The organism is Pseudomonas sp. NFACC41-3, assembly GCF_900109505.1.
Lineage (GTDB): Bacteria > Pseudomonadota > Gammaproteobacteria > Pseudomonadales > Pseudomonadaceae > Aquipseudomonas > Aquipseudomonas chlororaphis.
In genome coordinates, this window is record NZ_FOAE01000005.1 from 62,185 (window position 1) to 73,967 (window position 11,783).

General features: G+C 62.0%; 9 protein-coding genes and 1 pseudogene. 1 reads left to right on the top strand and 9 read right to left on the bottom strand.

What is annotated here, in order from left to right:
• Positions 1–65 precede the first annotated feature (65 nt).
• Both BMY68_RS21955 and BMY68_RS21960 read right to left on the bottom strand, forming a co-directional pair.
• Positions 66–989: a LysR family transcriptional regulator gene (locus BMY68_RS21955; protein WP_085530528.1), complete on the bottom strand. Its 924-nt coding sequence runs from the start codon at positions 987–989 to the stop codon at positions 66–68.
• Between the two features lie 35 nt (positions 990–1,024).
• Positions 1,025–2,014: an MBL fold metallo-hydrolase gene (locus tag BMY68_RS21960; protein WP_085530527.1), complete on the bottom strand. Its 990-nt coding sequence runs from the start codon at positions 2,012–2,014 to the stop codon at positions 1,025–1,027.
• Between the two features lie 278 nt (positions 2,015–2,292).
• Here BMY68_RS21960 and BMY68_RS21965 point away from each other — a divergent pair, with 278 nt between their 5' ends.
• Positions 2,293–2,718 (top strand): helix-turn-helix transcriptional regulator, encoded by a 426-nt coding sequence (locus BMY68_RS21965; protein ID WP_085530526.1) that lies wholly within the window; start codon positions 2,293–2,295, stop codon positions 2,716–2,718.
• A 133-nt stretch (positions 2,719–2,851) separates the two neighbouring features.
• Here the strand turns inward: BMY68_RS21965 and BMY68_RS21970 are convergent, their stop codons facing one another.
• The 7 genes and pseudogenes from BMY68_RS21970 to BMY68_RS22000 all read right to left on the bottom strand — a co-directional run bounded on the left by BMY68_RS21970 (position 2,852) and on the right by BMY68_RS22000 (position 11,470).
• Complete coding sequence (locus BMY68_RS21970; RefSeq protein WP_085530525.1) at positions 2,852–5,098, bottom strand: lipase family protein; 2,247 nt, start codon at positions 5,096–5,098, stop codon at positions 2,852–2,854.
• Positions 5,095–5,883: a hypothetical protein gene (locus tag BMY68_RS21975; RefSeq protein WP_085531529.1), complete on the bottom strand. Its 789-nt coding sequence runs from the start codon at positions 5,881–5,883 to the stop codon at positions 5,095–5,097. The genes BMY68_RS21970 and BMY68_RS21975 overlap by 4 nt, the downstream gene beginning before the upstream one ends.
• 100 nt (positions 5,884–5,983) lie before the next feature.
• Positions 5,984–6,772 (bottom strand): annotated as a pseudogene (locus BMY68_RS21980) (hypothetical protein); the annotation flags it as partial.
• Positions 6,769–7,617, bottom strand: coding sequence for a DUF4123 domain-containing protein (locus tag BMY68_RS21985; RefSeq protein ID WP_085530523.1), 849 nt, complete (start codon positions 7,615–7,617; stop codon positions 6,769–6,771). The pseudogene BMY68_RS21980 and the gene BMY68_RS21985, both read right to left, overlap by 4 nt.
• Entirely contained in the window at positions 7,614–9,689 is a 2,076-nt protein-coding gene (locus tag BMY68_RS21990) for a type VI secretion system Vgr family protein (protein WP_085530522.1), read from the bottom strand. The genes BMY68_RS21985 and BMY68_RS21990 overlap by 4 nt, the downstream gene beginning before the upstream one ends.
• Positions 9,690–10,037: 348 nt before the next feature.
• On the bottom strand, positions 10,038–10,862 hold the full coding sequence (locus tag BMY68_RS21995) for an alpha/beta fold hydrolase (protein ID WP_085530521.1): 825 nt from the start codon (positions 10,860–10,862) through the stop codon (positions 10,038–10,040).
• A gap of 32 nt (positions 10,863–10,894) precedes the next feature.
• On the bottom strand, positions 10,895–11,470 hold the full coding sequence (locus tag BMY68_RS22000) for a flavodoxin family protein (RefSeq protein ID WP_085530520.1): 576 nt from the start codon (positions 11,468–11,470) through the stop codon (positions 10,895–10,897).
• Positions 11,471–11,783: the final 313 nt, after the last annotated feature.

The window sequence follows — 11,783 nt, forward strand, 5'->3', positions numbered from 1 at the left end:
GCGCGGGCGGGAAAAATTGAATGTATGTGCTCTCTTGCCGCAGGGTCCGGATCGACCGCCCGCACCTAGGCCGCGTGGATCTTCAAGGGCTCGGACATGAACTGGGCGATTCGCGAGCGCAACCAGCGCTCGGCCGGATCGTTGTCATGCACCCCGCTCCAGGCCATGGACAGCTGCGCCGCCTCGATGGCGAACGGCGGGTCCTCGGCGCGCAAGGCGCAGCCTTCGACCAGGGCACAGGCCGCGTAGTCGGGCACGGTGGCGATCATCTCAGTGCCGGCGAGCAAGGCCCGCAGACCGCTGAACTGCGGCACGCCCAGGACCACGCGGCGGGTGCGCCCGACCTTGGCCAGGTCGAGGTCGATATTGCCGCTCAGGTCGCCGGAGAACGACACCATGGCGTGGGGCCGCCGGCAGTATTCATCGAGGGTCAAGGGTTCGGGCCGGTTGTCGCCGCGCAGCACCTTGCAACCGATGTCCCGCAGCTTCTTGCGCTTGGCATTGGCCGGCAACTCGGTGGTGTAGCTGACCCCCACCGAGATCTCCCCCGAGGCCAGCAAGGCCGGCATCAACAGGTAGTTGGCCCGGCGCACCACCACGACTATGCCCGGGGCCTCCTCGCGTAACTGGCTCAACAGCGGCGGAAATAGACCGAACTCGGCATCGTCCGAGAGGCCGATGCGAAACAGGTCGCAGCTGGTCGCCGGGTCGAATTCCTTGGCTCGGCTGACCGCGCCCGAGATCGCGTCCATCGCCGGTTGCAGCTCCTTGAGGATCACCAATGCCCGGGCCGTCGGCTCCATGCCGCGACCGTTGCGCAACAGCAGCGGATCGTCGAACAGGTCGCGCAGGCGGCCCAGCGCGGCGCTCACCGCGGGCTGGCCCATGAACAGTTTTTCGGCGACCCGGGTCAGGTTCTTTTCGAACATCAGGGCTTCAAAAATCACCAACAGGTTCATGTCGATGCGGCGCAGATCGTTACGGTTCATCGGTACGGTCCCCTTGTGTGTTCAGCCAGCGCACGTCACTCGATCATCGGCACCCTGGCCGCCCGCTGGTAAGGCCCGTACTCGGCCGGCACCCACTGGAAATGCCCGCCCACCGCGGCGATATGGCCCACGCCCGGGAACGGCAGGTGCGCCGCGGTCACCCAGGTCTTGCTGCTGGCCGCCTCGCTGAAGACCTTGGCCCGGCTCTTGATCGCCTGCCGGTCGTCGACGTCGAAACGGATCGACACTTCCGGATGCTCGAACTGCACCGCCAGGTTATGCACCAGGTCGCCCATGAACAGGATGCTCTGGCCCTGGGAGGTAAAGCGGTAGGTGGTGCTGCCCGGGGTATGCCCGGCCTCCAGCCGGGCCTCGACGCCCGGCACCGGCGACTGGCCGCTGGCGAAGGTCTTGAAGCGTCCGGCGGCGCGGTACGGGGCGGTGGAGTCCTGGGCGATCTTGAAGAACTCCCGGGCACCGGCGGGCGCCTTAGCCAGCGCCTGCGGATCGAGCCAGTAATCGGCTTCGGCCTGGGCGGCGTAGACCGTGGCGTTGGCGAACAGCGGTTGCTGCTGGCCATCCACCAGCCCGCACACATGGTCCAGGTGCAGGTGGGTGAGCAGGATGGCGTCGACCTGCTCCGGGCGATAACCGGCGGCCTGCATGTTCGCCGTGAGCATGCCGGCGGTGGCGCCGATGCACTGGCCGGCGCCGGTGTCCACCAGGATCAGTTGCTTGCCGGTGTTGACCAGGAAAGCGTTGAAGGCGGTCTGTACCCCCGGGGTCTCGATCGAGCGACGGGCCAGCAAGGCGCGGATCTGGCCCTGGGTCATGCCCTGGAGCAGCTTCGGCGACAGGTCGTTGTAGCCATCGAACAGCGCCGTCACTTCGTAGTCGCCCACCGCCAGGCGGTAGTAACCGGGTACCTGGGTGCCCTGGACCGGTGCCTGCGCCTGGGCGCCAAGCGATGTCAGGGCCAATGCCAGGGCTGCTCCGCGTAGCGTGCAAACCAGAGAATGCGTCATGCCTTCACCTTTTCGATCGAGTCAGAAAAACGGCCACTCCCGAGCCAGCCGCACCCGGTCGATCATGCACCGCCAGCGCACCGCGAAAATTGCAGGCATGTGCTCAGTTGCCGCGAATACGCAACTTGCGGCTGAGCGGAATTAACAACGTTTAACTCGCAAGCCCCCGCCCCGCCACCAAGAATGAAGCCCTCTGCGCAGACCTGTTTTCTAAATCGGGAAGCGCCCGACCCACCCCGCGGTGCGCCGGCGCATGCCCACCGACACGGAATTTCGTCATGGCCCACGCTCAGCACAACGCCGTCAGGGCACCCGCCCCGCAAACCCGAAAAACCACCCCCGGCGGCCTTTCTCCCTGGCGCGAAAGCCTGGTCAAGCAAATGATCCTCGACGGCCTGAGCGACACCCTGGAAGTCACCGAACTCGCCCGCGCCTGCGCCCTGTCCCGCAGCCATTTCTCCCGCGCCTTCAAGTGCAGCACCGGCCTGTCCCCCCAGGAGTGGATTCGCTGCCAGCGCATCGCCCGGGCCAAGCAACTGATCCGCAACACCCACCTGACCCTGACGCAGATCAGCCTGGAATGCGGCTTCTGCGACCAGGCGCACTTCTGCCACATCTTCACCCACAGCGAAGGCATCAATCCGTTTGCCTGGCGGTGTCGGGTCCTGGGCGCCCGCCCCTGCCTCGACCAGGCGAGCGCATAAGGCCGCGGTTCGAACCTTGTCGTATCACGGGCTTGAATCTGGCAAGCCGCACGGAGATAGCCAAGGCTGCTGTGGCTCATTGAGCGCGAGACCGGCAGGGGGGCAATTGGGAAGCCCCCCTTGTTGCTCCGTTCTACCCTATTGCATCGATGTCCAGATTGAAGGTGGTGCCCGGGACGTGGCCGCCGACCAAAGCAGCAATCGCACGATCGTTGCTGTCGGCATCTGGCGGCGCCATCGCGAGTTGTTCCTGCGTGCGATTGAAGGAGTGCGCTAGCCAGCGGTCCAGACTCATCGCCAATACCTCGGGCTGATCTGCAACCCGTCCGTATACCTTCGCCTTGGTGACACGTTCTTCGCTCAGGTCTTTCAGGCGCGCGGCGGTCTCTTGCAACCTGCCGATTTCAGCGCGCAGCGGACCTACGATCTGGTGTTCCCTGACAGAACCGCGTGCCGCCACCTCCTTTTCTCTCAACTGTGTCTCGAAGTCCTGTAGCGCTTCATGGACCCGATCATACTCAGTCGAAGTCACCAGGGTGCGCCCCTCCTGCAGAGCCTCTTGCGCACGGCGCAAGGAGGCCCAGCAATGCGGGATGTAGCTGACGACCATCTTGTGGTGGGCGTTATCCACCATTTGTTGCAGCAGCCCCCCTCGCTTTGGCAAACCATTCTTGGCATCCAGCGCCTTGGCGCAGACCGCCGCACCACCCCGCTCGGTAATCGTTTTACACCCGGGCGTCCAAAGGATTGCGGACTTGTGGCCATCGGCAAACGACACTGGCATGAAATGGCGCAGAGTGCCGTGGTGTGTGTAGGGTTCACCGGTGATGTTGACGGGACTGAGGAACAAGACCACCCCCCCGAGGGCAGGATTGAAGAACGTAAGCACAGCGCCCATCCCCGACATACGCCAGGAGGTGTTCATCCAGGTCGCCGGGACACTGGGCACCGGGTCGTTCTGGTTGACTATGCGGTGGTGCACCAAAGCCTTGGCGTTTTCCACGAAGGTCTTGTCGCCTACGCGTGGGCTGCCGTAGGTATAGAGCAGGATGTCGTAGGTGAAACCCTCTCTGAGGCGCAGCATCTCTGCGACCAGGAGGGCCACCGCACCACCCAGGCTGTGGCCGGTGATCACCAGTTTTTGCCCGCTGTAGAATTTGTCCAGATAAGTTGCGACGAAGGTCCGAACGGCCTTTGCGGAATCATAGAAGCCGCTATGCACCTTACCCAGCCCTTCCTCGAAAGGCACTTGTGCGGCATCCAAATCACGCAGCACATCAGCGCCACCGGCTGTCCCCCGTACCGCCAGCAAAACCAGTTCATCGTTATGAGTGATGAACGCCTGAGAGTCGGTGCCATCGTCATTCTCCGCATCGTCCAAGTAGTGAAGCTTGGCAGGATGCTCCTGTCCGGCCCCCAACTCTGGGCTGTTTACTTCGGGGTACAGCTCTGGGTCGAACGGTACGATCTCCAGACGTTTGGAATACGCTACGTCGGCATACAGCGGGTAGTAAGTTTTCCCGGCTGTCTGACTGGCATCCACTTGCCAGAGCTCATCAGACTTGGCCAGGGCATCGCCAAACCAGTTGCCGACGCTGGGTTGCGCCGGGAAGCTCACACGGCTGCTTTCCACGGGTTGCGAATTGGGGTCCTGGCCAAACGGGCTATAGCTCAGGGTTGCCATCAGGGCCAACTGGTACAGATTGAGTGAGCAGAATTTTTCGCCCGTAGACAGGACTGGACTCAGGGACCGCAGCGGGCGCACCTCCAGCACATGGTGTTTGTTCGGTAATAGCGCAATGCCCTGCACCTTAGGAGGCGTGGGGCCAAATCCCAATTCCGCCATGGCGGCCGCTTCTGAGGGCCGGCGCATCAGCGAGTGCACATGGTGCTGGGGCGGAAAGTTGCGGAGTGCCAGCGGCGGTAGGTGGGCACGATGCGCCACCAATTCGCTCACCTCGACCTGGCAGAAGAAACCGGCTTGGGCTTGCGCGGGGTTGGACTGAGTACGGGCGCCGCTTGGGTTCAGAAAGCGGGTCTTTTCGGCGCGCACTTGCAACTCAGTGATAGGTAGCGGGTAGTGTTCTCTTCCGACTTTACGTACATATGTCTTATCACTTCCTTGATAGGCTTGATCAACCTTGAGCACTACCGGCCCGCAATAGTGTCGAGTGACCTTGCCTGTGCCTGTTTCGTCCAGGACACCCAGGTAAATGGCGCCTTCGTAATCGGTGGCCTCATAGGCCAAACCGGCATAGGGCGTGCCGTCACCCCTTTCGTCCACCAGTTGAAAGCTGGTCGAATGTGTCTGCATCGGACAAGCATGCATGCGCGTCTCGAAGAAAGGCCGCTCCCATTCTTCCATCGGCTCAAGGCTCATGGGGTCACCTCCTTGTCTTCGGTGCAGCCTGGATAGATGGTGCAGATGCGGCCGCCGGGCATTCTGAAGGTACTGAAATCCTTGTAGTTGCCAAAGCAAAACGCATCTTGATCTTCGAAACTTTCGCCCATGCAGCGTTTCCAGCCACCGGACACCTTGACCCAGGTGTCCTTCATGTACGGCCTCTCCTCGTCGGCCAGCTTGATTTTCATCTTCACGGTTTTACCCGGCAGCTCGTCGAGGGTATAGGCCGCGAAAGGTCGGGTTTTCAGCAGTTCGCCGGATGCATCGGTCTTTTTGCAGTCGAGGATTTTCACGATACGGCGCAGTCCTCCAGACGTACGAAACAGCCATTGACACTGACCGGAAAACTCACTTTTCCCGGCGGCGTCGAACGTACCTTTAAACGCTTCCGGCAATTCTTCGCGCACCGAAACCCGGGCATACTCGCGCCCCAAGTCGCCCCAGTCCTTACCATAGGTCGCGTTGATTTCCAGCTCGACGTAATCGATCACCAGCTCGCACCCCTTGCGAGTCCGACGTATCTCGATTTGCGCGTCGGGTTTGTATTCGGTGCGCCACTCACGGTTGAACTGCGGCACCCGATTGTCTGCCCTCGGCACGGTGCAGGTTTGCCCTTTGGCGGGCACGTAATACACCGACGCGACATAGGCGAAGTCTGGAGGCAGGTCGGCCGTAAAGGTGAAGCTGTTGGACGTGGCGACGCAGCCCTGCGTCAGTGCCAGACAACTGCCAAGCATCAGACTTTGCAGGGTTCGTTTCACAGCCTCCTGAAAACTGCTCGAATGTGTCTGCATCGGACAAGCATGCATGCGCGTCTCGAAGAAAGGCCGCTCCCATTCTTCCATCGGTCCAAAGAGCTCGCGTCACCTCCTTCTCTTCAGTGCAGCCAGGGTAGATGGAGCAGTTGCGCCCATCTGGCATTCTGAAGGTGCTGAAATCCTTGTAGTTCCCGTTGCAATAGGCTCGTTGATCATCAAAGCCCTTGCCCATGCAGCGCTTCCACCCACCAGGTACCTTGACCCAGGTGTCGCCCCACCCCGGCCTCTCTTCATCGGCCAGCTTGATCTTCATCTTCACGGTTTTACCCGGCAACTCGTCGAGGGTATAAGCCGCAAAAGGACGGCTCTTCAACAGCTCGCCGGATGCATCGGTCTTTTTGCAGTCGAGAATCTTCACGATACAGCGCAGGCCGCCAAACGTACGAAACAGCCACTGACACTGACCGGAAAACTCACTTTTCCCGGCGGCGTCGAACGTACCTTTAAACGCTTCCGGCAATTCTTCGCGTACCGAAACCCGGGCATATTCGCGCCCTAAATCACTCCAGTCCTTACCATAGGTCGCGTTGATTTCCAGCTCGACGTGATCGATCACCAGCTCGCACCCCTTGCGAGTCCGACGTATCTCGATTTGCGCGTCGGGTTTGTATTCGGTGCGCCACTCACGGTTGAACTGCGGCACCCGATTATCTGCCCTCGGCACGGTGCAGGTTTGCCCTTTGGCGGGCACGTAATACACCGACGCGACATAGGCGAAGTCCGGTGGCAAGTCAGCCGTGAGGGTGAAGCTGTTGGACTTGCCCAGGGCGGCGCAGCCTTGTACCAGCGCCAGGCTGCTGACAAGAATCAGGCGTTGAAGGGTTCGGTTCATACGGCGGCATCTCCTTGCCAAAACTGCACTTGCTGATACACACGCTGAAAATGCGTCAGGGGTGTTTCGTCGAGTTGAGGTAACCAGGACCTGGGCAGTGCTTCCCGCGGTGCTTGCAAACGTTGAACGAGCAGGAACCGGACTTGCTCAGGCGCCTGCCAGCCCCACGCGCGGGCCAACTCTAACTGAGCCTGTAGCCAGGTGTCCGCATCCTGTTGCCTGGCAAGTTCGGCCAGCCGCTCCATCTGCTCAACCATCAGGTAGCGCCGGGCGTTATCGATTTGTATGCCTGCCGTCGTGTCCGCGGTCGGCGGAACAGCGAGCCACGCCGGGGCGGGTGGTACCGGGTATTCGCCCGGGGCGGGATTGTAGGCGGCCGCCCATTGCCCATCCTGCCAGTAACACACGCTGGCTATCGGCCCGAGGAATTCGCTGCGTTGTTCGGGGCGCAGGTGTGCCAAGGCTCGCCCCAGGACACGATTGTCATGAAAACGATAGAGGGCCTGGTTCGCCCGCTCCCCCGTTACCAGGCGGGCGCGCCAATGGCGGGCCAGTTGACCCAGATCGCCGCTTGCGCTGCTGGCCAGCCAGCCCCAATGACGCTCCGGCGTTTTGAGCAAGACCTGGATCGCTGGATGATCCAGCGTATCGAGCTGAAAAAGGTATGGGCCTATTGCTGCCAACGCGCTGGCGGGCGTACCGCTATACAGATTGCTGTACTGGTCGTCATCCCTCTCGTTGAGCAGCGCATTGCGCTCATCCAGCTGACCAACGGAATCCAGTATCAGGTAGAGGCGCTGGCCGAGCTCACCCTGGACGCGCATCCATTGTTCGGGCGTACTCATGCAACCTCTCCAATAGCGCACTGTCCGTCGCGGCAGGCTTCGCAGAGTGGGCAGAAGTCCGCAGCGCGTTGCCTGGCGGCGGCAACGAGCGCCAACGAATTGGCAACGCGGGTCTGCGGCTCCTCGGCCAGTGCCTGTAGGGTCTGTTGCGGCGCAATCCCTGCCACCGGGGCTCCGCCCTGAACGATCGGCACGCTGCTGAAGATCCCCCCAGGGGTAATGACGATGTGCTGGCCGCCTGCTTTAAGCGTCAGGCTTGTACTCGCATCAACCACCACATGGGTGGCGGTGACGCGGGCCTGGGGCCCCGCTTGCACGACCCAGGTTCCGCCTATGGTGATGCTGCCATTGCCCGAGATGGAAAGCAGTTCATTGCCGCCGATCTGCGTGTTCCGTACGCCTTGGGTAGTGTGCAGTTCGTCACCCTTGACCAGGCTGGAGCTGTTGCTGTCCACCTGATCAAAGCGGTCGTTGCCGATCAGGCTATGGCTGTCCCGGGTGATCTGTTCGCGCCGGTCGTTGCCGATTTGGGTGTCGCTGTCGTTGAGGATCAGCTGCTCGATATCACGTTGCGCGCGCAGGTAGATTTTTTCCTGCCCGGCACGGTCCTCGATCGACAGTTCGTTGTAGCCGCCACTGTCCGGCGTGCTGCGACTGCGTAACACGGTCTTGCTTTTGTTCGCCGGTAACGCGTAAGGCACGGGTGTGGTCTTGTTCGGCACAACGCCTGTAATTAAAGGATTGTCCGGGTTGCCTTCGAGGAAAGTCACCACCACTTCCATGCCGATTCGCGGGATGGTCACTGCACCAAAGTTCTCCCCCGCCCAACTTGAAGAAACCCGTAGCCAGCAGCTGCTTTTGTCGCTGCCCAGCTCCCGTCGGTCCCAATGGAGTTCGACCTTCACCCTGCCAAACTCATCGCAGAAGATTTCCTCGCCGGTCGGGCCGGTGACCCGGGCGGTTTGACAGCCCAGCAAGGGTCGGCGCGTCAGCAGCGGCGGACGGAAAAATACGTCCCACGGAATCGCAGTGAAGCTGTTGCGATAGCCCTGGGTGAAGCCGTCTTCGGGCTGGGTGTCGCTGGTGACGGACTCTTCGAGTGACTGCGGTTGTCGGCCGCAATGCGTGACGCTCAGCAACAACCACAAGTCGTTGCAACTGTTGCGCGGGTGTCCGGTCAGGTTGAAGAAGTGCCCACTGCGCAGCGTCGGCTGATCGCTTTGGCCTTCGGCCAACTGGTAATCGACACGGTGCCGCTCCAGGGCTTGCCTGGCCAACACTCTGCCGCGCTCCAGCGTGGTGATAGGTACAGGGTAACTGTAGTCCTCAAGCACCGGCTGGAAGTCCGCGGTGAACTGGCTTTCGAGCAGCAGACTCGGACGTTTCAGATCGTAATCGCGACGCGTCACGGTGCTGGTACGAGTGCTGAAGCGCTGGGAGAACCGGCTGACCACCGGATGGTCCGCTACCGTGCCGGTGTCCTGCTGATAGGGTGTATCCCCCAACAGGGGGAAACAGGTCTGGTCATCAGTGAACACCAGCCGATGGCCCTCGGCCGAGTGCTGGTGGTGCCAGGCGATGCCGTCCTCGGCGCACAGCCTCTGGAGAAAATCGAAATCGCTTTCCCCGTACTGGGTGCAGTATTCACGCTCCGGGCTGGTGCTGACATTGAAGCTGTAGACGTCGGCCTGGATGCCGTGGCCACCCAGCACCTGGGCGATGATTTGCGGCACTGTCAGGTGCTGGAAGATCCGCTGGTTGCAGCTGAACTGCAGGTAGTGCAGCACCGGCACCAGGGTCAGGTGATAGCGCGTCAGGCGCTTGCCTGCCTCGCCCACGTACAGGTCTTCGATATGCCCATGAAGGCCTTCGCCATTCAGCCCGAACCGAAGGAAGGCCGGCTGATTGAGCAGGCTCTCCAGGTCGACGTCAGGGTTCTCGCTGACCAGCTCGACGCGGATCCCATAGAGGGTGCTGAGGGCTTCGGTGCCGTCGAAAGCCAGTACCTTGAAGTCATTGCGGACGGCTGGGATCGACAGCGTGAAGTGCGCGGTGTTGGCGGGCGCAAACATTTAGCTTTTCCTTAAGCGAGACAGCGGGCCTTTCAATGACCCGGAGCAAATGGCTGGCAGGACATTAGCAATGTCGCCCCCCAACGTCTGCGGGACTTTACTTAAAGTCGATGGGGATTTTGAGAGGATTCCAAGGGCCGAATAGGCGTCAGGCGGTCGGCAGTCAGGTCAGGTTTCGCAAAGCACCGGCATAGGTTGAACTCGCCCAAGCAATTGATAAATCTGCCGTATCAGACTGCGGCGTAGTCCAGCAAACTTCGGTACTGGAATCATCGTGAAAATAAAAAACGCCGGGGGGCAAAACCTCCCGGCGTTTTTTTATGGATCAGGCGCAGGTCGCCGAACCACTCAGGCCTCGATGAACGCCAGCAGGTCGGCGTTGAGCTGATCCTTGTGGGTGTCGGTCAGGCCATGGGGCGCGCCTGGGTAGACCAGCAGCTTCGCGTCCTTGACCAGCTTGGCCGAGGCGATGCCGGCGGCTTCGATCGGCACGATCTGGTCGGCGTCGCCGTGCACCACCAGGGTCGGCACGTCGAACTTCTTCAGGTCTTCGGTGAAGTCGGTTTCGGAGAAGGCCTTGATGCAGTCATAGGCGTTCTTGTGGCCCGCCGTCATGCCCTGCATCCAGAACCAGTCGATCATGCCCTGGGACGGCTTGGCGCCAGGCTGGTTGAAGCCGAAGAACGGCCCGCTGGCGACGTCCTTGTACAGCTGCGAACGGTCGGCCAGGGACGCTTCGCGCAGGCCGTCGAAGACCTCGATCGGCAGGCCGCCGGGGTTGGCCGCGGTCCTGAGCATCAGCGGCGGCACCGCGGAAATCAGCCCGGCCTTGGCGACCCGCGCCGTGCCGTGGCGACCGATGTAGCGCGCCACTTCGCCACCGCCGGTGGAGAAGCCGAACAGCACCGCGTCTTGCAGGTCCAGGTGTTCGATCAACTGCGCCAGGTCGTCGGCGTAGGTGTCCATCTCGTTGCCCGACCAGGGCTGGCTGGAACGGCCATGCCCGCGGCGGTCATGGGCGATGACCCGGTAGCCCCTGGATGCCAGGAAGATCATCTGCGACTCCCAGCTGTCGGCATTCAGCGGCCAGCCATGGCTGAAGATGACGGGTTGGCCGCTGCCCCAGTCCTTGTAATAGATCTCGGTACCGTCGCGGGTGGTGAATGTACTCATGGCGTTTTTGCTCCTTCAGGGGGTGGGGTGACTCAAATCGATGGATGGGCCATACGCTCGGCCAGGCGCGCCACCCGCTCGCCCAGGTGCGCGGCGGTGCGGCGGTCTTCCAGGGGCGGCGCGTGCTCGGGGGACTGTTCGACATTCGACTGGGCCATGGCGCCCAGGGAACTGCCGAGGCGATTCAACTGGCCATCGAACACCCCGCGGCTGGAGCGCGCCGGCAGCAGGTCGAGGCCGACCCAGATCATCGAGTGCTGGGCCGCGAAGACCGCCATCTGCACCAGGGTGTTGAGCTTGTCGCCACACAGGCAACCGGAATTGGTGAAGCCGGCGGCGAGCTTGTCGCGCCAGGGCTGGGCCAGGTAGAACGCCGCGCTGGCCTCCATGAACCCCTTGAAGGGCGCCGAGGCGCTGCCCATGTAGGTCGGCGCGCCGAAGATGATGGCATCGGCCTGGTGCAGGCACTCCCACTGGTCGTGCACCTCCTCCACCGGAATCAGCCGGCAGGCGCTGCCCAGGTGACTCTCCACCCCCTGGGCCACGGCTTCGGCCATGACCCGGGTATGGCCATAGCCACTGTGATAGACCACCACCACCTTGCTCATTCCGGCATCCTCCAGAGGTGTTCATCCCTTTTTCCTGCGCGCGGCACACCCGACCGGCCCTGCGGTTGGCGACCGTGAAGGTCTGGAGTTTTGGCCGTAGGGCGGACCCAGGGCGAGTTAAACGTTGTTAATTTTCAAGCGCCCAGGCACCACCCCTGCCCGCTCGTCGCCAAGGCCGCGGCCAATAAATACGGGGCCCATCACTGGCAAGAAGATTGCTGCGGCTAGCGCACTCGAGGCACGCCCGTCCGCGTTGCGTTGCGTTGTTCAGGAAACCTGAGGAACATGCTCGAAAACCGCGGGATAGAAGGCC

Bases quoted from the DNA above. Each gene is read 5' to 3' on its own strand.
- BMY68_RS21965 (WP_085530526.1), top strand. From the start codon at position 2,293: ATGGCCCACGCTCAGCACAACGCCGTCAGGGCACCCGCCCCGCAAACC.
- BMY68_RS21960 (WP_085530527.1), bottom strand. From the start codon at position 2,014: ATGACGCATTCTCTGGTTTGCACGCTACGCGGAGCAGCCCTGGCATTG.
- BMY68_RS21995 (WP_085530521.1), bottom strand. From the start codon at position 10,862: ATGAGTACATTCACCACCCGCGACGGTACCGAGATCTATTACAAGGAC.
- BMY68_RS21990 (WP_085530522.1), bottom strand. From the start codon at position 9,689: ATGTTTGCGCCCGCCAACACCGCGCACTTCACGCTGTCGATCCCAGCC.
- BMY68_RS22000 (WP_085530520.1), bottom strand. From the start codon at position 11,470: ATGAGCAAGGTGGTGGTGGTCTATCACAGTGGCTATGGCCATACCCGG.
- BMY68_RS21985 (WP_085530523.1), bottom strand. From the start codon at position 7,617: ATGAGTACGCCCGAACAATGGATGCGCGTCCAGGGTGAGCTCGGCCAG.
- BMY68_RS21970 (WP_085530525.1), bottom strand. From the start codon at position 5,098: ATGAGCCTTGAGCCGATGGAAGAATGGGAGCGGCCTTTCTTCGAGACG.
- BMY68_RS21955 (WP_085530528.1), bottom strand. From the start codon at position 989: ATGAACCGTAACGATCTGCGCCGCATCGACATGAACCTGTTGGTGATT.